Below are 21,762 nucleotides of genomic sequence, written 5' to 3'. Positions count from 1 at the left end.
GCTTGCCGACTGAACGAGAGTTTCCCATGCCTGTTCTTCCCTGGTCTGCCATCGATACCGTCCTGCTGGACATGGACGGCACCCTGCTCGACCTGCACTACGACAACCGCTTCTGGCTGGAGCACCTGCCCCAACGCTATGCCGAGCTGCACGGGGTAAGCCGGACCATGGCGGAAATGGAGCTGCAGCCGCTGTTCGAACGCAATGCCGGCACGCTGAACTGGTATTGCCTGGACTTCTGGAGCCGCGAGTTGCGCCTGCCGATTCGCGAGCTGAAGCAGGAAATCGCCGACCTGATTGCCCTGCGGCCGGATGCCGACACTTTCCTGGCGGCGATTCGCCAAGCCGGCAAGCGGGTGGTGATGATTACCAATGCGCATCGTGATTCGTTGTCGCTGAAACTGGAGCGGGTAGAGCTGGCGCCGTATTTCGAGCGGCTGATCAGCTCGCACGATTATGGCTACCCGAAAGAGAGCCCGCAGTTCTGGAATGCGTTGCAGGCGGATATCGGTTTTGAGCCGGCGCGCAGCCTTTTCATCGATGACACGCTGGCGATTTTGCGCAGTGCGCGGCGGTTTGGTGTAGGGCATTTGTTGGCGGTACGCCAGCCGGATAGCCAGGCAGGGCCGCGGGATACCGAGGAATTTGCAGCGGTCGAGGATTACCGGGAATTGTTGGTCGGCCTGTGAGGGCCTCTTCGCGGGCAAGCCCGCGAAGAGGCCCTCACAGGCAGTAGAGATCACTCAGGAATACGCAGCACCTGCCCCGGATAAATTTTGTCCGGATGCTTGAGCATCGGCTTATTGGCCTCGAAAATCTTGTTGTACTGGTTGGCATTGCCGTAAACCACCACCGAGATGGCCGACAGCGTGTCGCCCTTCTTCACCGTAACGAACCTGGCCGCCGCCACCACCGGCCCGGTCACGGTAATCTGGTCCTCCACACTGGCTACTCCATTGATATTGCCCGCCGCCAGAATGATCTTCTCCTTCTCCTCCTGGCTGGCCACCTCACCCTTGAGGATAATCTTGTCACCCTCTACAGTGGCACTGATGTTCGGGTTGCCCAGGCCGACACTTTCCACGTGCTTCTTCAACTGCTCTTCGGCATTGGCGTTACCGGGGGTCAGCAGGTCGATCAACTTCTCGCCGGCTTCCTTCACGAAACTGAACAGGCTCATTGCGTTCTCCTTGTTGACGAAACCTCGGACACACGAGTCTAGGCCAGCTTTTCCACTCCCGCCCCTGTGCGACCAATCGACGCGGTCTATCACGGCATAGACCCTAGCGATTAGACGCCGCCGGCTCGCAAGCCTAGGCTTGTGCTATCAGAAAGCCGCCGGTATTCAACGCCCCTGATGAACAGCAAACCTCCGGTCTGCGCGGCCTCATCGCCCTTGTCCATGCCCGCCGCCAGCAACACCTACGATTACGTCCAGCTCAGTGACGCCAAACGTGACAGCACGCCGCTGGCCGAAGAAGTAGCCCTGGCCATCGTCTACAACGGCCTCAACCAGGCAGTGATGCTGGTCAGCCCCACCGACCTGGAAGACTTTGCCGTCGGTTTCAGCGTTGGCAGCGGCATTGTCGAAGGCACGGCAGAAATCTACGACCTGAAGCTCTCCGGCAGCGGTTCGGCGATGTATGCCGACCTGGAAATCTCCAGTCGGGCCTTCTGGAACCTGAAAAACCAGCGCCGACAACTGGCCGGCACCAGTGGTTGCGGCCTGTGTGGGGTCGAAGCGCTGGAGCAGGCCCTGCCGGACCTGGCCGTGCTGCCCGGTGCGCCCTTGCCCCCGGCCCAGTGGCTGGCCGGCCTGCGTGAGCGTATCGATGCCTTCCAGCCGTTGGGCCAACATTGCGGCGCCGTACATGCAGCGCTGTTCATGGACCGCCATGGCGAATTGCTGCTCGGCCGCGAAGACATCGGCCGGCACAACGCCCTCGACAAGCTGATCGGCGCACTGCTACGCCAAGGCATCGACAGCCAGGGCGGCCTGGCCATCGTCACCAGCCGCTGCAGCCTGGAGCTGATCCAGAAGGTGCTGCGTGCCGGCATCCAGACCCTGGTCAGCCTGTCGGCGCCCACCGGCCTTGCCCTGCAATGGGCGCGCAAGCACAACCTCAACCTCATCCATTTGCCCAAGCACAGCGCACCGCGGGTCTACAGCCCAGCGGCGGAGTCGTAACAGCCGTGACCTCGTACCAGCCCCTTCCGGACAACGCCCCAGCCTCCACCCCTCGCTACAAGCCCTACCACGGCCCCGCCGGTGGCTGGGGCGCACTGCGCAGCGTGGCCAAGGCCTGGGTCGGCAGCGACAACGCGCTAAAGAACATTCGCGCCCTGCTCAAAACCAACCAGAATGGCGGCTTCGACTGCCCCGGCTGCGCCTGGGGCGACTCGCCGGAAAGCGGCATGGTCAAGTTCTGCGAGAACGGCGCCAAGGCGGTTAACTGGGAAGCGACCAAGCGCCGCGTGGATGCTGCCTTCTTTGCCCGCTATAGCGTCACGTCGCTGCTACAACAGAGCGACTACTGGCTGGAATACCAAGGCCGTTTGACCGAGCCAATGGTCTACGACGCCCCCAGCGATCGCTACCAACCCATCAGCTGGGATGCTGCCTTCGCCCTGATCGCCCGCGAGCTGAACAAACTGGCCACCCCTGACCAGGCCGAGTTCTATACCTCGGGGCGCGCCAGCAACGAAGCGGCCTACCTGTACCAGCTTTTCGTGCGTGCTTACGGCACCAACAACTTCCCCGACTGCTCGAACATGTGCCACGAAGCCAGTGGCGTTGCCCTGGGGCAGAGCGTCGGGGTCGGCAAGGGCACCGTCACCTTCGACGACTTCGAGCATGCCGATGCGATTTTCGTCTGGGGCCAGAACCCTGGCACCAACCACCCACGCATGCTCGACCCGCTGCGCGATGCGGTTAAGCGTGGCGCCCAGGTGGTGTGTATCAACCCGCTCAAGGAACGTGGCCTGGAGCGCTTCCAGCACCCGCAAAACCCGCTGGAGATGCTCACCAACAGCGACCGGCCGACCAACACCGCCTTCTTCCGCCCGGCGCTGGGCGGCGACATGGCGATGCTGCGCGGCATGGCCAAGTTCGTCCTGCAGTGGGAACGCGAGGCCCAGGCCAACGGCGAACCGGCCGTGTTCGATCACGCGTTCATCGCTGAACATGGCCATGGCGTCGACGAGTACCTGGCAGTGGTGGATGCCACATCATGGGAACACATCCAGGCACAGTCCGGCCTGACACTGGCGGATATCGAACTGGCCGCGCGCATGTACTGCCGCGGCAAACGGGTGATCATGTGCTGGGCGATGGGCATCACCCAGCACCGCCACTCGGTGCCGACCATCCAGGAAATCGTCAACCTTCAGATGCTGCGCGGCAACATTGGCGCACCAGGCGCAGGCCTGTGCCCGGTACGCGGGCACAGCAACGTGCAGGGTGACCGCACCATGGGCATCAACGAACGCCCACCGGTCGCGTTGCTGGATGCCATCGAAAAACGCTTCGGCTTCCCCGTACCGCGGCACAACGGCCACAACACCGTCGAAGCGATCCACGCCATGCTGGATGGCCGATCCAAGGTATTCATCGGTCTTGGCGGCAACTTCGCCCAAGCCACGCCAGACACCGAACGTACCGCCCAGGCGCTGCGCAATTGCGAACTGACCGTGCACATCAGCACCAAGCTCAACCGCAGCCACCTGGTGCATGGCAAGCAGGCACTGATCCTGCCGTGCCTTGGCCGCACCGACATCGACCTGCAAGCCGACGGGCCGCAGGCTGTCACGGTGGAAGACTCGTTCAGCATGGTCCATGCCTCAAACGGGCAGCTGAAGCCTCTGTCGTCACAGATGCGCTCGGAACCGGCAGTGGTAGCCGGCATTGCCGCCGCTACTCTGGGCAAGCAGCCGGTGGACTGGCACTGGCTGGTGGCCGACTACGACCGTATTCGCGACCTGATCGGCGATACCATCGCGGGCTTCAGTCATTTCAACCAGCGCCTGCAACACCCCGGCGGCTTCTACCTGGGTAACAGCGCCGCCAGCCGCGAGTGGAAGACCAGCACCGGCCGCGCCAACTTCAAGGCCAACCTGCTGCCGGATACGTTGCTCGACGAGCGCGTGCGCACCAGCGGCCAACTGCCGGATCTGATCATGCAATCGATGCGTTCGCACGATCAGTACAACACCACCATCTACGGCCTGGACGACCGCTATCGTGGTGTGCGCGGCCAGCGCGAGGTGCTGTTTGCCAACGAAGCCGACATCATCCGCCTGGGCTTCCAGCCGGGGCAGAAAGTGGACATCGTCTCGTTGTGGGGGGATGAGCATGTGCGCCGGGTGCAGGGCTTCACCCTGCTGGCCTTCGATATCCCGGCCGGGCAGGCGGCGGCGTACTACCCCGAGGTGAACCCGCTGGTGCCGCTGGAGAGCATTGGCGATGGCAGCCATACGCCAACCTCGAAGTTCATCGCCATCAAACTGGAGCGGGCGCTGGACGGGGGGCGTATCCTGTAAAAACGAAAAAAGCCCTGTTCCGTAACGGCTCAGGGCTTTGTCATAAAGGTCTCAGACAGCCGAAAATCGATAAAGTTTCACAGCAAATACAGTAACTTAGAGAATTGTGTACAACTCGTGTTACTCGTCGGATTTCCATTGCCAGCCACGCTCGATAGCCTCACATTCGCCTCGTCATCCTTATGAGGCTCTCTTGATGAAGAAGTACTCCTCGATTCTGTTGTTGTCTTTTAGCTTGCTCAGCGGCGTGGCCATGGCAGGCGGCACACCGAGGCCGGCATTGGCGGCGCATTGGGTGGGGTACTGGGCTCAGTGGTGGGCAACTCCATCGGTGGTAGCACCGGTGGCGCCATTGGTGCCGGTCTTGGCGGCGCAGCCGGCGGTGCCTTGGGCGCCGACAAGCGCCAGCGCGGTGAGGCCGCTATCGGCGGCGCACTGGGCGCCGCAGGCGGCAACGTGGTGGGTCGCTCGGTGGGCGGCACCACCGGTAGCTACATTGGCGCAGCAGCCGGCGGTGGTGCCGGTGGCGCACTGGGTAACTACCTGGGCAAGGAGGCCGACAGGGACGACTACCACGATGGCCGCCGTTACCGTCGTGGCTACGACGACGACCGTCGCCACTGGGACCGTGGCCACCACTACGGCCACCGCAAGCACAAGCGCCACTGGCGCGACTAATGCCTGAGGGCCTCGCCCCGGCAACAAAAGCCCCGCCCCCCTGCCGGCGGGGCTTTTTTATGCCTGTGGTTCCAGCACCAGGCCGGACAGGATCACCTGCAGCGCCTCTGGCAGCGTCACAGGCCGGCCACTGGCACGTTCGATGAACACCTGCACCACCGTGCCTGCCGCGCACGCCTCCGGCTCGCCTGGACGGAACAGCGCCAGGCGGTACTCCACCGTGCTGCCCGCCAGGCGCATTACCCCCAAGCCCACCTCCAGCACATCCGGGAAGCCCGGCAGCGCGTAGAAGTCCGCCGCCGAACTGACCACGAAGGCCGCCAACTCGCCGTCACGCAGGTCCAGCTCGGCCTGCTCTACAAGAAACGCTTGAATGGCCGTCTCGAAGAAACCGTGCACGGTGGCGCCGGCGATATGGCCGTTCAGGTCGTTGTCCTGAGGGCGGGTAAGGATGGGGTGGAAATGGAAGAAGGCAGTGCGCTGAGGGGATTCGGTCATCTGTCTGGCTCTAGTCTTCGCAATTGGTGCTGACAGTGAAACAGAAAATCCAGATTTGCGCTGCCTGAGCTCCCACAATGACCGCACTGATTTTCAGGAACAAAAAAGCCGCCCCTAAGGGCGGCTCTCTCGTTGCGCGGGCTCAGCTTACAGCTGTGGACCAGCAGCCTTGATGGCGTCGGAAACTTCGAACTTCTTGAAGTTTTCGATGAACAGCTTGGCAAGGCCTTTGGCGGCCTCGTCGTAGGCAGCTTTGTCAGCCCAGTTGGTGCGCGGGTTGAGCAGCTCGGTTTCAACGCCCGGAACGGCCTTCGGCACGTCCAGGTTGATGATATCCAGGTGCTCGGTTTCAGCACCGACCAGCGCGCCGCTCTGGATCGCAGCGATCACGGCACGGGTAGTCGGGATGCTGAAGCGCTTGCCAACGCCGTAGCCACCGCCGGTCCAGCCGGTGTTGACCAGGTAGACCTTGGAGTTGAAGCCGTTGATACGCTTGATCAGCAGCTCGGCATACTCGCCTGCCGGGCGCGGGAAGAACGGTGCGCCGAAGCAGGTGGAGAAGGTCGACTTGATGCCGCCGCCCGAACCCATTTCGGTCGAACCGACCAGCGCGGTGTAGCCGGACAGGAAGTGGTAGGCCGCCTGCTCGTTGTTCAGGATCGAAACCGGTGGCAGAACACCGGTCAGGTCGCAGGTCAGGAAGATGACTGCGTTAGGCTCGCCGCCCAGATTCGCTTCGGAACGCTTGGCAACGTGCTCCAGCGGATAGGCCGCACGGCTGTTCTGGGTCAGGCTGACATCGGTGTAGTCAGCGTGCTTGTTGGCGTCGAGCACGACGTTTTCCAGCACCGCACCGTGTTTGATGGCTTTCCAGATGACCGGCTCGTTCTTCTCGGACAGGTCGATGCACTTGGCGTAGCAGCCGCCTTCCATGTTGAAGACAACGCCTTCGCCCCAACCGTGCTCGTCGTCACCGATCAGGTAACGGCTTTCGTCGGCCGACAGGGTGGTCTTGCCAGTACCGGACAGGCCGAAGAACAGGGTCACATCGCCTTCTTCGCCGATGTTGGCCGCGCAGTGCATTGGCAGTACGTCGGCAGCCGGCAGCAGGAAGTTCTGTACCGAGAACATGGCTTTTTTCATTTCGCCGGCGTAGCGCATGCCTGCGATCAGCACTTTCTTCTGGGCGAAGTTGATGATCACGCAACCGTCGGAGTTGGTGCCGTCACGCTCAGGCTCGCACACGAAGTTGGCGACGTTCAGGACCTGCCACTGGTCGCGACCAGCCGGGTTGAACTGCTCCGGGTTGATGAACAGGCAACGACCGAACAGGTTCTGCCAGGCAGTCTGGGTGGTCATCTTCACCGGCAGGTAGTGCTCGGCGGCCGCCCCTACGTGAACGTAGGAAACGAAGTGATCCTGGGCGTTGTTGAACGCCTCGACGCGGTCCCACAGGGCATCGAACTTGTCGGCCGGGAACTTGCGGTTGATCGGGCCCCAGGAAATGGCGTCCTGGGTGGAAGGTTCTTCGACGATGAAACGGTCAGCCGGCGAACGGCCAGTACGGTGACCAGTCTCCACGACCAGTGCACCAGTATCGGCTAGTACGCCTTCACCGCGTTGCAGCGCTTCTTTTACCAGCTCATCGACGCTCAGGTCGGTGTACACGGTGTTGTTGGCTTGCGTCATGAGATACCCCATCCGGCCCGAGGCCGAGTGCTCCAAACGTTTTGTAGTTGCCTTGAAAAAACTACTACAGCGAAAAAAGTGGCCGGATTATGCCAGAAACGCCCAAAAAAAGTAGGCCCCTCCTGTCGTAACCGCGCTTTTGCGCAATTCGACAGGAGATTTCCCTGCAATTAAACGTTTCAGTGACGAGTTTCTGAGGCCGCGTCCGTGCCGCCACCGGCAAACAGTTGCGCCACATCGCTGGCATCGAAGAAATAGCGCTCGTTGCAGAACTGGCAATCGATCTCCACCGTCCCGCCGCATTCTTCCACCAACGCCTTGGCGTCGTGCTCACCCAGGCTGACCAGCGCATTACCGGAGCGCTCGCGCGAGCAACTGCAATTGAAGCGCAGTGGCTGGATATCGAACAGGCGCACGGCGTCTTCGTGGTACAGGCGGTGCAGCAGGGTTTCATTGTCCAGCGCCCACTCATCAGCCTTGAGCGTGGTGGCCAATGCCACGACGTGCTGCCAGCTTTCTTCACGCTCTTCGTCGTCCGGCTGACGATCACGCGGCAGTTGCTGCAGCAGCAGGCCACGGGCCTTGCCGGCTTCGGCATTGAGCCAGAAGCGGGTATTGAGCTGTTGCGACTGAACGAAGTAGTTGGTGAAGCACTCCGACAGGTTGGCGCCGTCGAGGTCCACGGTGCCCTGGTAGCGCTGGCCCTTGACCGGATCGATGGTCAGGGTCAGGTGGCCGTCGGGCATCAACTGCGACAGGGTGGCATCTGCCGGAATCTGGTCTGCCTCGTAACGGGCCATGCCGCGGATGTCGCGGTCACCGGAACATTCCACCATCAGCAGCGGAATCGGCCCTGCGGAACGCGCCTGCAGAATCAGCAGGCCATCGAACTTCAATGCTCCCACCAGCAAGGCGGTGGCGGCCATCAGTTCGCCAAGCAGTGCCTTGACCGGTTGAGGGTACTCATGACGCGCCAGCACCGCAGCGTAGCTGTCGTCGAGAGACACCCACTCGCCGCGCACATCGCGCTCGTCGAAGATGAAACGTTGGGTGAAATCGGTATCAGGCAAATCGCTCATAGGTTTTGGCTATCTAAAAATGATGACAAAATGGTTACAAGGGTTATCGAAAAACCTGCGAGAACCCGTGACAGAGCGATCACAAGTCGCTCCGATTTCTGTTTGCAATAGAGGTATTTTATGGACAATCGACCACTGTTCCAAGCAAGGTGGTCCTTGGGGCCATTGGCAGCCTGCACGCTGCTACCCATCGCTCTACTGTGTTTCTGGTTATGGCCCATTGGCCAGATCTTGTGCCTGACTTTCGACGAGTGGCTGTTCCACAGCCTCAATGCGCCGCTGGCCGACAGCACCACCTGGCGCTACATCTGGACCGTCGGCAGCCTGCGCCCGTTCGACATCGTTGTCGGTCTGATCCTTCTGGCGGTGCTTATCCGTGGCGACTGGGTGTTCAAAGCCGCTCAAGTTCGCCAGGCCTTTTTCGGCTTTCTGGTCACGCTACTCCTCTTAGTGGTGATTCGTGCGCTGTTTTCCAAGTGGGTGGATGCAGCAGGATGGCAACACAAGAGCCCGTCGATGATGTTTGACGACGTCGTCCACCTCAGTGACTACTACCCGAACCTGGAGGCGGCCTGGGAGCTGAAAGACCGTTCAAGCAAGAGTTTCCCGGGGGATCACGCCTCGGTGTTGCTGATCTGGGCGCTGTTCATGAGCGTGTTCAGCCGCCGGCTGGTGCAGTACCTGGTAATCTGGGGGCTGGCAGTGCTGTTCATGTTGCCGCGCCTAGTGGCCGGTGCTCACTGGGGGCAGGACGACTACATCGGCGGGTTGCTGATGGCGGTGCTGGCGTTGGGCTGGAGCTATTACACGCCGCTGGCGGCCAAGGGTAGCGCAGCGTTGATGCGCTGGACGGCGCCGTTGTTCAACATCGCGGCCAAGCTACCGTTGGTCAGGCGATTGGCGGTTATCCGCTAAATCGTTGGGGCCGCTTTGCGGCCCCATTCAATCAAAGCTCCCATGCAGCTGGTGAATCTGCCGGCGCTGCTTCTTGGTCGGCCGGCCATCGGTGGTCACGCCCATGGCCCCGGCCTTGCGCATTTCAGCTGCCTGCTCGCGCCGGCGCACACTTTCTTCGGTTTCCTCGTATAACGTCTGCGCCTCCGGCGCCCCACGCCGCACCACCGACAACGCCTTCACCACCACGGTGCGTTCGTCAAACCCGGTGCGCAGCACAAATTCGTCCCCCACACGCGGCTCCTTGCCCGGCTTGCAACGCTCGCCCCGGCAATGCACCTTGCCACTCTCGATCGCCGCCTTGGCCAGCGCCCGCGTCTTGTAGAAGCGCGCCGCCCACAGCCACTTGTCCAGACGAACCTTGTCGTCGTCTTCGGCTTTTTGTGCCATCCCGTTACCTCGAATACTGTGTTTCATCGAACTGTACTACCGTAACCAGCGGATGCAAAAAATCCCCGCCGTGCTTACAGTTCACCACCTCATTCGCAGGGTGCGCTTCGTGAAGACATTTGACCATTTGACTGTGATCGGCCTGCGCGAGTGGGTCGCCCTGCCTGACCTCGGCGTGGCCGGGTTGCGCGCCAAGATCGACACCGGCGCCAGCACCTCCAGCCTGCACGCCACCGAGGTGGAACCCTTCGAGCGCGACGGCCAGCCCTGGGTCCGCTTCACTGCGCACCTGGGCTCGGTGGTACAACTGCGTCACCGCCGTTGCGAAGCGCCGCTGGTGACCATGAAAACCATCAAGAGCTCCAACGGCCAGGCCCAGACCCGTTATGTCATTCGCACGTCACTGGCCTTGGGCGATGGTGTCTGGGAAGTGGAGTTCACCCTGGCCTGCCGCAAGAACATGCGCTACCGCCTGTTGCTGGGTTCCAAGGCCCTGATTCACGGCCAGTTGGTGGTCAACCCTGGCCTGAAATACGTACAAGACAAACCGGCCTTTCCGGCCACTCTTTCTCCTGCCACAGGTGCTGCATGAAGATCGCTGTGCTGTCGCGCAATCCGCGTCTGTATTCCACCCGCCGCCTGGTCGAAGCCGGTACCCAGCGCGGTCACGAAATGGTGGTGATCGATACCCTGCGGGCCTACATGAACATTGCCAGCCACAAGCCGCAGATCCACTACCGCGGCAAGCCGCTGGAAGGTTTCGACGCGGTCATCCCGCGTATCGGTGCCTCGGTCACCTTCTACGGCTGCGCAGTCCTGCGCCAGTTCGAGATGATGGGGGTGTATCCGCTCAACGAGTCGGTGGCCATTGCCCGCTCGCGCGACAAACTGCGCTCGTTGCAATTGCTGTCACGACGCGGCATTGGCCTGCCGATCACCGGTTTCGCCCATTCGCCGGACGATATCCCCGACCTGATCCAGATGGTCAATGGTGCCCCGCTGGTGATCAAGGTGCTGGAAGGTACCCAAGGCATTGGTGTGGTGCTGTGTGAAACCACCCAGGCGGCCGAGTCGGTGATCGAGGCGTTCATGGGCCTGAAGCAGAACATCATGGTTCAGGAATACATCAAGGAGGCCGGTGGCGCCGACATTCGCTGCTTCGTGGTGGGCGACAAGGTGATTGCCTCGATGAAGCGCCAGGCCAAGCCGGGCGAGTTCCGCTCCAACCTGCACCGGGGGGGCGTCGCCAGCCTGATCAAGATTACCCCTGAAGAGCGGATTACCGCGATTCGTGCAGCCAAGGTGATGGGGTTGAGTGTGGCGGGTGTGGATATCCTGCGTTCCAACCATGGGCCGCTGGTGATGGAGGTGAACTCGTCACCGGGGCTGGAAGGCATTGAGGTAACCACCGGCAAGAACGTGGCCGGGATGATCATCGAGCACCTGGAGAAGAACGGCGGGCCTAATCAGACCCGGACCAAGGGTAAGGGCTGAAATTGTGGGGCTGCTTTGCAGCCCCAGCAATCACACAGCATTACGCGGTAACAACAACCCTAGCGGCAACCGCACCCGCGCCTCGATCCCACCACCGGACCGGTTGCGCAGCTCTACATTACCGCCATGCTGCGCCGCGATCCGCTTGACGATCGCCAGCCCCAGCCCGGTGCCCTTGCCACCCCGCGCCCGGTCACCACGAATGAACGGGTTGAAGATGGTCTCCAGCTCCGATTCGTCGATCCCTGTGCCACGGTCCAGCACGCTCAGCACCACATACGGCGCACTCTCATCACCCGACACATAGGCCGCTACCTCGACCCCTTTGCCAGCGTGGTGCAGGGCATTGCCGATCAGGTTGCCCAACATGCGCTTGAGCGAAACCCGGCGCAGCGGAAATGGCGGAATAGGCTCCAGGCAAAGGCGCACACGTTCTTCCGGCTGGTTGTACGGCGCCACCACTTCGCGCACAAGGTCCGCCAGGTCGACCTCTTCTACCGGCTCGTCACGGCCATCGCGGATAAAGGCCAGGAACTGATCGAGGATGGCGTCCATGTCTTCGATATCGCGGACCATGTCCTCGCTCAAGTCGCTGTCGCTGTTCAGCAGTGACAGCGACAGGCGCAAACGGGTCAGCGGTGTGCGCAGGTCATGGGAAACCCCGGCCAGCATCAGCTCACGCTCGCGCCCGGCCTGCTCGACGTCCTCGGCCATCTGGTTGAAGGCCTTGTACACCTCGGTCATTTCGCTGGGCGTATCGCTGATCGGCAGGCGCACGCTGCGCCCTTGGCCCAGCTGACGAGCGGCGAACACCAGGCGCTTGAGCGGCTGGTTCAACTGGCGCACGAAGATCCAGGCCGAAGCGGTGGACAGCAGGCCAATGGCCAGGAACCAGCCCAGTACGTTCCAGATTTTCTGCCCGCGCAGCGGGTGCGGGTACAGCGGCACTTTCAGCCAGCCGGGGCCCAGGCTTGGCGCATTGACCCACAACGCCGGTGGCGCGTGAATGCGCAGCCGAACCTCGGTGTCCTCGCCCAGCTCCGCCTGCATCTGCCGCTGGTAGATCTCGCTGTAGGGCCAGTGCTGTTCACCCTCGGGCACACCCGAGCCGGTCACGCGGATAAGGCCAGCCGCCTCGGCAATCTTGTCGCGGTTTTCTTCGTCGGCAGCCCAATAGGCACGCAAGGTCAGCGCCACACCGTGGCTGTACTGACGGTCGACCAGCACGTCCTCGTTCATCAGCAGGTAGACCAGGGTCAAGGCCTTGCTGAACAGGACCACGATCAACACCAGCCACAGGGTGCGGGCGAAGAAGCTTTGCGGAAACCAGAGCGGGGTTTTCATCGACGGCCAGGCATCATTTACCGGCGTTTCCGTCTGGCACGAACACGTAGCCCACGCCCCAGACGGTCTGGATGTAACGCGGCTTGGACGGGTCCGGCTCGATCATGCGGCGCAGGCGCGAGATCTGCACGTCGATGGAGCGCTCCAGTGCATCCCACTCGCGGCCACGGGCCAGGTTCATCAGCTTGTCACGGGTCAGCGGTTCGCGGGCGTGCATCACCAAGGCCTTGAGCACGGCGAACTCACCGGTGGTGAGCATGTGCACTTCATCGCCACGCTTGAGTTCGCGGGTAGCCAGCGACAGCTCGTAATCACCGAAAGTGACCGATTCGTCTTCGCTACCCGGTGCCCCTGGTACAGCGGGTGCCTGGCGGCGCAGCACGGCCTTGACGCGGGCCATCAGCTCGTCCGGGTTGAACGGCTTGCCCAGGTAGTCGTCGGCGCCCAGCTCCAGACCTTTGATACGGCTCAACTCATCGCCTTTTGCGGTGAGCATGATGATCGGGATCTGGTTGTTCTGCTGGCGCAGGCGCTTGCATGCGGACAGGCCATCCTCGCCCGGCAGCATCAGGTCGAGCACCACCAGGTTGAACACCTCGCGCTGCAGCAGGCGGTCCATCTGTTCGGTGTTGGGCACTGCACGGGCACGGTAGCCCTTGCTGGTGAAGAAACGTTCCAGCAGGCTGCTTAGCCCCGGGTCGTCGTCGACGATGAGAATCTTGTCACCTTCAGCGGTGTTTGCGGTGCCGGTCATGAATAACTCCTCTGATATCGCCGCGCATTATGGCGTAGCCATTGCTGCACGTTGCGTGAGCATTGTTAGCAGATTTTTCCCCGGGCGCCAGTTCCGGCTGGCCGGGCGCCATCACCGCAAGCCGTTTGCGATGGGTATAATGCGCGGCTTTCATCCAGCGCCGCCGGGCGAAAAGCCCACAGGCGACCCCCGTATTCACAAATGTCAGGTGGTTTACATGGACAGCATCAACAGCCGTATCGCCGAGGAACTGGGCGTACGCCCCCAGCAGGTCGAGGCGGCCGTGGGCCTGTTGGACGAAGGCTCGACCGTGCCTTTCATCGCCCGTTATCGCAAGGAAGTGACCGGTAGCCTGGACGACACCCAACTGCGCCATCTGGAAGAGCGCCTGCGCTACCTGCGCGAACTCGACGAGCGCCGCGCCAGCATCCTGTCCAGCATCGAGGAACAAGGCAAGCTGACCCCGGAGCTGGCCCGCGAAATCAAGCTGGCCGACACCAAGACCCGCCTCGAAGACCTGTACCTGCCGTACAAGCAAAAGCGCCGCACCAAGGGCCAGATCGCCCTGGAAGCCGGCCTGGGCGAACTGGCCGACGGCCTGTTCAACGACCCGACCCTGGCACCGGAAAGCGAAGCCGCACGCTTCGTCAACGCCGAAAAAGGCGTGGCCGACGTCAAGGCTGCGCTGGAAGGCGCCAAGTACATCCTGATGGAGCGTTTCGCCGAAGACGCCTCGCTGCTCGAAAAACTGCGCAACTTCCTCAAGCAGGAGTCGGTGCTCAGCGCCCGCGTGGTACCGGGCAAGGAAGAAGAAGGCGCCAAGTTCCGCGACTACTTCGCCCACGACGAACTGCTGCGCACCGCCCCGTCGCACCGCGCCCTGGCAATCTTCCGTGGGCGCAACGAAGGCGTGCTGAGTGCCTCGCTGAAAGTCGGCGAAGAGCTGCCTGGCACCCTGCACCCGTGCGAAGTGATGATCGGCAACCACGTCGGCATCGAAAACCGCAGCCGCCCGGCCGACAAGTGGCTGGGTGAAGTGGTGCGCTGGACCTGGAAGGTCAAGCTGTACACCCACCTGGAAACCGACCTGTTCGGCGAGTTGCGTGACAACGCCGAAGGCGAGGCGATCAACGTGTTCGCCCACAACCTGCACGACCTGCTGCTGGCCGCCCCGGCCGGCCCGCGCGCCACCCTGGGCTTCGACCCGGGCCTGCGCACCGGTTGCAAGATCGCCGTGGTCGATGCCACCGGCAAGCTGCTGGACCACACCACGGTCTACCCGCACGCGCCGAAAAACGACTGGGACCGCACCCTATCCATCATGGCCGCGCTGTGCGCCAAGCACTCGGTGGAGCTGGTCGCCATCGGCAACGGCACCGCCAGCCGCGAAAGCGACAAGCTGGTGACCGAACTGGTGAAAAAATACCCAGCGTTGAAAATCACCAAGATCATGGTCTCCGAAGCTGGTGCTTCGGTGTACTCGGCATCGGAACTGGCCGCCCGCGAGTTCCCGGACCTGGACGTGTCGATCCGAGGCGCCGTGTCGATCGCCCGCCGCCTGCAGGACCCACTGGCAGAGCTGGTGAAGATCGACCCGAAATCCATCGGTGTCGGCCAGTACCAGCACGACGTGTCCCAGTTGAAACTGGCGCGTAGCCTGGATGCCGTGGTCGAGGACTGCGTGAACGCCGTCGGCGTGGACGTGAACACCGCCTCGGTGGCGCTGCTGACCCGTATTTCCGGCCTTAACGCCACGCTGGCGCAGAATATCGTCGCCCACCGCGATGCCAACGGCCCGTTCGCTACCCGTGCAGCCCTGAAAAAGGTCAGCCGCCTCGGTGAGAAAACCTTCGAGCAAGCCGCCGGCTTCCTGCGTGTGATGAACGGCGACAACCCGCTGGACGCCTCTGCAGTACACCCCGAGGCCTACCCGCTGGTGCAACGCATTGCCGCCGACACCGACCGCGACATCCGTTCGCTGATCGGCGACAGCAGCTTCCTCAAGCGCCTGGACCCGAAAAAGTTCACCGACGAAACCTTCGGCCTGCCGACCGTCACCGACATCCTGCAGGAGCTGGACAAGCCGGGCCGCGACCCACGCCCCGAGTTCAAGACCGCCACCTTCCAGGACGGCGTCGAAGACCTCAAGGACCTGGAGCCGGGCATGATCCTCGAAGGCGTGGTCACCAACGTCACCAACTTTGGCGCCTTCGTCGACATCGGCGTACACCAGGACGGCCTGGTACACATCTCGGCGCTGTCGGAAAAGTTCGTCAAGGACCCGCGTGAAGCGGTCAAGGCTGGCGACGTGGTCAAGGTCAAGGTCATGGAAGTGGACATCCCGCGCAAGCGCGTCGGCCTGTCCATGCGCATGAGCGACACACCGGGCGAAAAGGTCGAAGGCAACCGCGGCGGCAACCGTGGCAATGGCGGCAACCGTCAGCAGCAGGCCCCACGCCAGCGTGAAACCGCAACTGCCGCACCGGCCAACAACGCCATGGCCGCCCTGTTCGCCAACGCCAAGCAGCTGAAGAAGAAGTGATGGACGTACCACGCGAATACGTCGAGAGCGCCTTCAGCCAACTGCTGGGCTGCCGCCTGCAACGCCTGGAAACCGGTGTTGCCGAGGTAGCCCTGGCACTTGAGCCGCACTTGCGCAACCGTGGCCAGAAGCTGCACGGCGGGGCGATCTTCAGCCTGGTAGACATCGCCATGGGCCTGGCTTGCTCGGCCAGCCATGGCTTTGACCAGCAAAGCGTCACCATCGAGTGCAAGATCAACTACATGCGCGCCGTCAGTGACGGCGAAGTGCTGTGTACCGCCCGCGTGCTGCACGCCGGGCGGCGTACCCTGGTGGTCGACGCCGACGTAGTCCAGGGCGACAAACTGGTGGCAAAAGCGCAAGGAACCTTCGCGGTTCTCTAGCTCACCAAGCTGTATCTGCGGTATTTTCAGCAGTGCGCTGGCACTGCTGGAACCGCGTAAACCAGGCGACAACGCCAGTTCCTTTCTTCCTACCCTTGTAGACCGTTATCTCTACCCCCATATTGGGGCGACTGACGCGTGAAGGAATACATCTTGAGCGACCTCCTCAACCGCCGCCTGAGCCTGCTCGGCGCCAATCTTCCCCTGCTCAAGCAGTGCCTGCACGGTATTGAGCGCGAATGCCTGCGCGTGACCGACGAAGGTCGCCTGGCCCAGACCCCGCACCCGGAAGCCCTGGGGTCGGCGCTGACCAACGAGCAGATCACCACCGACTATTCCGAGTCGCTGCTGGAGTTCATCACCCCAGCCCTGCCCGACCCGGCCAAGGTACTCGAAAGCCTCGAACAGACCCACCGCTTCGTCTACAGCAAGCTGGGCGACGAATACCTGTGGAGCCCGTCGATGCCGTGCACGCTGCCGGCCGAGGAGGACATCCCGATTGCCGAGTACGGCACCTCGAACATCGGCAAGCTCAAGCACGTCTACCGCAAGGGCCTGGCCCTGCGCTACGGCCGCACCATGCAGTGCATCGCCGGTATCCATTACAACTTCTCGCTGCCCGAGGCCCTGTGGCCGCTGCTGCGTGAGGCAGAGGGCGCTAGCGAAAACGACCGCGACTACCAGTCGTCAGCCTATATCGCCCTGATCCGCAACTTCCGCCGCTACAGCTGGCTGCTGATGTACCTGTTCGGCGCCTCGCCAGCCCTGGACAAAGGCTTCCTGCGTGGCCGCCCGCACCAGCTCGAAGAGCTGGATGCCGAAACCCTGTTCCTGCCCTATGCCACCAGCCTGCGCATGAGCGACCTGGGCTATCAGAGCAACGCCCAGGCCGGTCTCACGCCGTGCTACAACAACCTGGCCAGCTACACCGATAGCCTGCGCAAGGCCGTGGGTACGCCCTACCCGCCTTATGTTGAAGTCGGTACCCACGTGGACGGCGAGTGGGTGCAACTGAACACCAACATCCTGCAGATCGAGAACGAGTACTACTCGAACATCCGCCCCAAGCGGGTCACCTACACCGGCGAACGGCCGATCCAGGCCCTGACCTCGCGTGGCGTGCAGTATGTGGAAGTGCGTTGCCTGGACATCAACCCGTTCCTGCCGGTAGGCATCGACCTGCCCGAGGCACGCTTCCTCGATGCGTTCCTGCTGTTCTGCGCACTGGAAGACAGCCCGCAGCTGGACAACGGCGAATGCGGCCAGTGCACCAGCAACTTCCTGACCGTGGTCAAGGAAGGCCGCCGCCCGGGCCTTGAGCTGCACCGCAATGGCCAGCCGATCAGCCTGAAAGACTGGGCCAGCGAACTGATTCAGCGTATTCGACCGTTGGCCAATCTGCTCGACCAGGCGCAAGGTGGTGAGGATCACGCCAAGGCCCTGGATGCGCAGCAAGCCAAGGTCGACGACGCTTCGCTGACCCCGTCGGCCCAGGTGCTGGCACGCATGGCCGAACACGACGAAACCTTCGTCCAGTTCTCTCTGCGCCAAAGCCGGATCCACGCCGAAACGTTCCGCGAGCAGCCTCTGAGCAACGAGCAACAGCAGGCGTTCGAAACACTGGCCCGTGAATCGCTTGCCAAGCAGTCCGAGCTGGAACAGCAAGAAGTCGGTGACTTCGACCTGTTCGTCGGTGCCTACCAGGCCAGTATCCTGGCAATCAGCAACTGATGAACCGCACCGCCACCCCGCGCAAGCCACGCGCAAGCAGCCAGGCCAGGATCGAAGCGATCCTGGCGGCTGCACGCGAATTGCTGGCCGAGCAAGGGGTGGCGGCACTGTCCATCTACAGTGTGGCCGAACGGGCACAGATTCCGCCGTCTTCGGTGTATCACTTCTTCGCCAGCGTGCCAGCGTTGCTGGAAGCGTTGACGGCCGATGTACACCGGGCGTTTCGCGAGGCACTGGGCGCACCAATCGACAGCACTGCGTTCAGCAGCTGGCACGAGCTGTCACGGCTGATCGAAGAACGCATGCTTGATATCTATAACGGGGATGCCGCAGCGCGGCAGTTGATCCTGGCCCAGCATGGACTGAGTGAGGTGGTGCAGGCCGACCGGCAGCACGACATGGAACTGGGCGACTTGATGCACAAGTTGTTCGACCAGCATTTTCACCTGCCGGTGATGCCACTGGATGTGGACGTGTTTGCCCTGGCCATGGAACTGAGCGACCGGGTGTATGCGCGATCGGTGCAGTTGCACGAAGCGATCACCCCGCGCATGGCCGAAGAAGGCAAGCGGGTGTTCGAGGCGTATCTGGGGTTGTACCTGCCGCCGTTTCTGGCCAAACGTTCCAGCTGACATTACCGGGGCCGCATTGCAGCCCCGGTATCGGCAGCGCCATCACAGCTTGGCGATAGACACTTCAGTCGACTTCACAAAAGCAATTACCTCGCTGCCAACCTGCAGCTCCAGCTCACGCACGGAGCGGGTGGTGATGACCGAGGTGACGATACCCGAGGCAGTCTGCACGTCGATTTCCGACAGTACCGGGCCTTCGAGGATTTCTTTCACGGTGCCTTTGAACTGGTTGCGGACGTTGATGGCTTTGATAGTCATGGTTTGATTCCTTCTCTATGGCTTCAGTCTGGTAAGTGAGTGAGTCAGTGCGCCCAACGCAACTGCGTGGGCAGAGGGGCTACAGGGTCCGGCTCGGGCGCAGCGCCCGGGGCCGACAGAACACGGTTGAGCACTTCGCTTTCCAGCGAGGCCAGGCGGTGCGAACCACGCGCCCGGGGCCGTGCCAGGTCGACAGTGAGGTCGAGCCCGACCTCGCCGTCCTCGATCAGAATCACCCGGTCAGCCACGGCAACGGCTTCACTGACATCGTGGGTAACCAACAGCACGGTGAAGCCATGCTGACGCCACAGGCGCTCGATCAATTGCTGCATCTCGATACGGGTCAATGCATCCAACGCACCCAGCGGCTCATCCAGCAGCAGCAGGCGTGGCTGGTGAATCAAGGCGCGGGCCAAGGCCACGCGCTGCTTCTGGCCACCCGAAAGCGCGGCCGGCCATTCATTGGCGCGGTCGGCCAGGCCCACCGCCTCGAGCGCTTCCAGCGCACGCGGGCGCCAGTCGCCAGACAGGCCCAGGCCAACGTTGTCGATCACCTTCTTCCAGGGCAGCAGGCGTGCGTCCTGAAACATCAGGCGTGTTTCCTCACGGGCCTCTTCCAGCGGCGCAGCACCGGCCAGCAGTTGGCCGGCGGTGGGTTGATCGAGCCCGGCCAGCAGGCGCAGCAAGGTGCTCTTGCCGCAGCCGCTGCGGCCAACGATGGCAACGAACTGACCGGCCGGAATATGCAGGTCGATACCTTTCAGCACTTCGCGCTGGCCAAAAGTCTTGCGCAGGCCGTTGGAGGCCAGCGGGATGCCACGCAGCAGGCGAGGCGGCTGTTCCTTGAGCACGGTCATGCGCCCTCCTTCCTGGCGACTTGATAGGCTGGGTGCCAGCGCAACCACACACGCTCCAGGCCGCGAGCGGCGAGGTCGGCAAGCTTGCCGAGCACGGCGTACAAGACGATGGCCAGTACCACCACGTCGGTCTGCAGGAACTCTCGGGCATTCATTGCCAGGTAACCGATGCCGGCGTTGGCCGAGATGGTTTCCGCCACGATCAAGGTCAGCCACATGAAGCCCAGCGCGAAGCGCACCCCCACCAGAATCGATGGCAGCGCCCCCGGCAGGATCACCTGACGGAACAGGCTGAAGCCGGACAAGCCATAGCTGCGCGCCATTTCCACCAATGCCGGGTCGACATTACGAATGCCGTGGTAGGTGTTCAGGTAAATCGGGAACAACGTGCCCAGCGCGACCAGGAAAATCTTTGCCGACTCGTCGATACCGAACCACAGGATCACCAGCGGGATCAGCGCCAGGTGTGGCACGTTGCGGATCATCTGCACCGAGCTGTCGAGCAGGCGTTCGCCCCAGTTCGACAGGCCGGTGATGAACCCCAGCACCAGGCCGATGCTGCCGCCGATGGCAAAGCCCAGGCCGGCACGCCAGCCACTGATGGCCAGGTGAGTCCAGATATCACCGCTGCGCACCAGCTCGACACCGGCGCTGACCACAGCGCTGGGTGCCGGCAGAATGCGTGTCGACAGCCAGCCAGCGCTGACCGCCAGCTGCCAGGCTGCCAACAGCAGTACCGGCAGCGCCCACGGCGCCAGGCGCTGGGCCAGGTTGGAAGAAGTTGCACGACTCATGGCCCGGCCCTCAGCTCTGCGACACGGACTTGGGCAGGATGTCGTTGGCCACCATCTCGCCGAACGGGCTTACGTAGCCGCCGGTTTTCGGTTGCTCCGGGCGTTGCACATCGAGGTGTGGGAACAGCAGTTCGGCAACCCGGTACGACTCTTCCAGGTGTGGATAACCCGAGAAGATGAAGGTATCGATACCCAGCTCGGCGTACTCCTTGACCCGTGCCGCCACAGTCGGGCCATCGCCCACCAGTGCGGTACCGGCGCCGCCGCGGACCAGGCCAACACCTGCCCACAGGTTGGGGCTGACTTCCAGGTTGTCACGGTTGCCGCCGTGCAGGGCAGCCATGCGCTGCTGGCCCACCGAATCGAAGCGCGACAGCGAGGCCTGGGCACGGGCGATGGTGTCGTCGTCCAGGTGCGAGATCAGCTTGTCGGCGGCGGCCCAGGCTTCTTCGTTGGTTTCACGCACGATCACGTGCAGGCGGATGCCGAAGCGCACTTCACGGCCTTGGGCAGCAGCCTTTTCACGCACCTGGGCGATTTTCTCGGCAACGGCTGCCGGTGGCTCGCCCCAGGTCAGGTACAACTCGACTTGTTCGGCGGCGAGGTCCTGAGCAGCTTCGGACGAACCGCCGAAGTACAGTGGCGGACGTGGCTGCTGAATAGGTGGGTAGAGCAGCTTGGCGCCCTTCACCTGGATGTGCTTGCCGTCGTAATCGACGTTTTCGCCCTCCAGCACCTTGCGCCAGATACGGGTGAACTCGACCGAGGCTTCGTAGCGCTCTTCATGGCTCAGGTGCAGGCCATCACCGGCCAGTTCGTCCGGGTCGCCACCGGTGACCAGGTTGAACAGGGCACGCCCATTGGACAGGCGGTCCAGCGTTGCCGCCTGGCGTGCTGCCACGGTTGGCGAAATGATGCCTGGGCGCAGGGCTACCAGGAATTTCAGTCGCTGGGTCACAGGGATCAGCGACGCGGCCACCAGCCAGGAGTCCTCGCAGGAGCGCCCGGTGGGGATCAGCACCCCGCCAAAACCCAGACGGTCAGCGGCTTGGGCGATCTGCTGCAAGTAACCGTGGTCGACCGCACGGGCGCCGTCGGAAGTGCCCAGGTACTTGCCGTCACCGTGGGTTGGGAGGAACCAGAAAA

General features: G+C 62.6%; 21 protein-coding genes and 1 pseudogene. 11 read left to right on the top strand and 11 right to left on the bottom strand.

Annotated features, from left to right (window positions below; translation table 11 throughout):
- Positions 1–26 precede the first annotated feature (26 nt).
- Positions 27–689: a GMP/IMP nucleotidase gene (yrfG, locus tag PM2_RS20120; RefSeq protein WP_028699547.1), complete on the top strand. Its 663-nt coding sequence runs from the start codon at positions 27–29 to the stop codon at positions 687–689.
- Between the two features lie 50 nt (positions 690–739).
- Here yrfG and lysM read toward each other — a convergent pair whose 3' ends face one another.
- On the bottom strand, positions 740–1,180 hold the full coding sequence (gene lysM / locus PM2_RS20115; RefSeq protein WP_016714471.1) for a peptidoglycan-binding protein LysM: 441 nt from the start codon (positions 1,178–1,180) through the stop codon (positions 740–742).
- A gap of 177 nt (positions 1,181–1,357) precedes the next feature.
- On the opposite strand from lysM, the gene fdhD reads away from it, so the two are divergent.
- The 3 genes and pseudogenes from fdhD to PM2_RS20100 all read left to right on the top strand — a co-directional run bounded on the left by fdhD (position 1,358) and on the right by PM2_RS20100 (position 5,217).
- Positions 1,358–2,188, top strand: a complete 831-nt coding sequence (gene fdhD, locus PM2_RS20110) for a formate dehydrogenase accessory sulfurtransferase FdhD (RefSeq protein WP_016714470.1) — start codon at positions 1,358–1,360, stop codon at positions 2,186–2,188.
- Positions 2,189–2,193: 5 nt separating this feature from the next.
- Positions 2,194–4,539 carry an FdhF/YdeP family oxidoreductase gene (locus tag PM2_RS20105; RefSeq protein WP_028699548.1) on the top strand — a complete coding sequence of 782 codons (2,346 nt, stop codon included), beginning with the start codon at positions 2,194–2,196 and terminating at the stop codon, positions 4,537–4,539.
- A 196-nt stretch (positions 4,540–4,735) separates the two neighbouring features.
- Positions 4,736–5,217: pseudogene (locus PM2_RS20100) on the top strand (glycine zipper domain-containing protein).
- A 57-nt stretch (positions 5,218–5,274) separates the two neighbouring features.
- On the opposite strand, the gene PM2_RS20095 reads toward PM2_RS20100, so the two are convergent.
- The 3 genes from PM2_RS20095 to hslO all read right to left on the bottom strand — a co-directional run bounded on the left by PM2_RS20095 (position 5,275) and on the right by hslO (position 8,483).
- Positions 5,275–5,715, bottom strand: coding sequence for an acyl-CoA thioesterase (locus PM2_RS20095; RefSeq protein WP_016714469.1), 441 nt, complete (start codon positions 5,713–5,715; stop codon positions 5,275–5,277).
- Positions 5,716–5,862: 147 nt separating this feature from the next.
- Positions 5,863–7,404, bottom strand: coding sequence for a phosphoenolpyruvate carboxykinase (locus PM2_RS20090; protein WP_016714468.1), 1,542 nt, complete (start codon positions 7,402–7,404; stop codon positions 5,863–5,865).
- Between the two features lie 179 nt (positions 7,405–7,583).
- Entirely contained in the window at positions 7,584–8,483 is a 900-nt protein-coding gene (gene hslO / locus PM2_RS20085) for an Hsp33 family molecular chaperone HslO (protein ID WP_016714467.1), read from the bottom strand.
- 120 nt (positions 8,484–8,603) lie between these two features.
- On the opposite strand from hslO, the gene PM2_RS20080 reads away from it, so the two are divergent.
- Positions 8,604–9,398: a phosphatase PAP2 family protein gene (locus PM2_RS20080; RefSeq protein WP_019096895.1), complete on the top strand. Its 795-nt coding sequence runs from the start codon at positions 8,604–8,606 to the stop codon at positions 9,396–9,398.
- 27 nt (positions 9,399–9,425) lie between these two features.
- Here the strand turns inward: PM2_RS20080 and PM2_RS20075 are convergent, their stop codons facing one another.
- Entirely contained in the window at positions 9,426–9,827 is a 402-nt protein-coding gene (locus PM2_RS20075; RefSeq protein WP_016714465.1) for an RNA-binding S4 domain-containing protein, read from the bottom strand.
- 109 nt (positions 9,828–9,936) lie between these two features.
- Here PM2_RS20075 and rimB point away from each other — a divergent pair, with 109 nt between their 5' ends.
- On the top strand, positions 9,937–10,419 hold the full coding sequence (rimB, locus tag PM2_RS20070) for a retropepsin-like aspartic endopeptidase RimB (protein ID WP_025754077.1): 483 nt from the start codon (positions 9,937–9,939) through the stop codon (positions 10,417–10,419).
- On the top strand, positions 10,416–11,321 hold the full coding sequence (gene rimK, locus PM2_RS20065) for a 30S ribosomal protein S6--L-glutamate ligase (protein WP_012316721.1): 906 nt from the start codon (positions 10,416–10,418) through the stop codon (positions 11,319–11,321). Before rimB ends, rimK begins: the two co-directional genes overlap by 4 nt.
- A gap of 30 nt (positions 11,322–11,351) precedes the next feature.
- On the opposite strand, the gene PM2_RS20060 is transcribed toward rimK, so the two are convergent.
- Both PM2_RS20060 and ompR read right to left on the bottom strand, forming a co-directional pair.
- Entirely contained in the window at positions 11,352–12,665 is a 1,314-nt protein-coding gene (locus PM2_RS20060; RefSeq protein ID WP_016714463.1) for an ATP-binding protein, read from the bottom strand.
- 13 nt (positions 12,666–12,678) lie between these two features.
- A complete protein-coding gene (gene ompR, locus PM2_RS20055) occupies positions 12,679–13,419 on the bottom strand; it encodes an osmolarity response regulator transcription factor OmpR (RefSeq protein WP_016484407.1) in 741 nt (246 codons plus the stop codon).
- Between the two features lie 217 nt (positions 13,420–13,636).
- Here ompR and PM2_RS20050 point away from each other — a divergent pair, with 217 nt between their 5' ends.
- From PM2_RS20050 to PM2_RS20035, 4 genes are all read left to right on the top strand, one after another.
- Positions 13,637–15,961: a Tex family protein gene (locus PM2_RS20050; RefSeq protein WP_016714462.1), complete on the top strand. Its 2,325-nt coding sequence runs from the start codon at positions 13,637–13,639 to the stop codon at positions 15,959–15,961.
- Positions 15,961–16,344 (top strand): PaaI family thioesterase, encoded by a 384-nt coding sequence (locus PM2_RS20045; protein ID WP_003257433.1) that lies wholly within the window; start codon positions 15,961–15,963, stop codon positions 16,342–16,344. Before PM2_RS20050 ends, PM2_RS20045 begins: the two co-directional genes overlap by 1 nt.
- Positions 16,345–16,497: 153 nt before the next feature.
- Positions 16,498–18,075: a glutamate--cysteine ligase gene (gene gshA / locus PM2_RS20040; protein ID WP_028699549.1), complete on the top strand. Its 1,578-nt coding sequence runs from the start codon at positions 16,498–16,500 to the stop codon at positions 18,073–18,075.
- Positions 18,075–18,707, top strand: coding sequence for a TetR/AcrR family transcriptional regulator (locus PM2_RS20035; protein ID WP_016714460.1), 633 nt, complete (start codon positions 18,075–18,077; stop codon positions 18,705–18,707). The genes gshA and PM2_RS20035 overlap by 1 nt, the downstream gene beginning before the upstream one ends.
- A gap of 42 nt (positions 18,708–18,749) precedes the next feature.
- Here PM2_RS20035 and PM2_RS20030 read toward each other — a convergent pair whose 3' ends face one another.
- From PM2_RS20030 to ssuD, 4 genes are all read right to left on the bottom strand, one after another.
- The gene (locus tag PM2_RS20030) at positions 18,750–18,965 is read right to left on the bottom strand and encodes a TOBE domain-containing protein (RefSeq protein ID WP_003255829.1); all 216 of its coding nucleotides are present in this window, start codon (positions 18,963–18,965) and stop codon (positions 18,750–18,752) included.
- A gap of 44 nt (positions 18,966–19,009) precedes the next feature.
- Positions 19,010–19,822 (bottom strand): aliphatic sulfonates ABC transporter ATP-binding protein, encoded by an 813-nt coding sequence (gene ssuB / locus PM2_RS20025; protein ID WP_016714459.1) that lies wholly within the window; start codon positions 19,820–19,822, stop codon positions 19,010–19,012.
- Positions 19,819–20,616, bottom strand: a complete 798-nt coding sequence (ssuC, locus tag PM2_RS20020) for an aliphatic sulfonate ABC transporter permease SsuC (RefSeq protein ID WP_016714458.1) — start codon at positions 20,614–20,616, stop codon at positions 19,819–19,821. The genes ssuB and ssuC overlap by 4 nt, the downstream gene beginning before the upstream one ends.
- A gap of 10 nt (positions 20,617–20,626) precedes the next feature.
- The coding region (ssuD, locus tag PM2_RS20015; RefSeq protein ID WP_155276340.1) for an FMNH2-dependent alkanesulfonate monooxygenase at positions 20,627–21,762 on the bottom strand (1,136 nt) is incomplete at its 5' end.

It is taken from the genome of Pseudomonas monteilii NBRC 103158 = DSM 14164 (genome assembly GCF_000730605.1).
Lineage (GTDB): Bacteria > Pseudomonadota > Gammaproteobacteria > Pseudomonadales > Pseudomonadaceae > Aquipseudomonas > Aquipseudomonas monteilii.
This window is presented reverse-complemented; position numbering and strand designations above follow the sequence as displayed.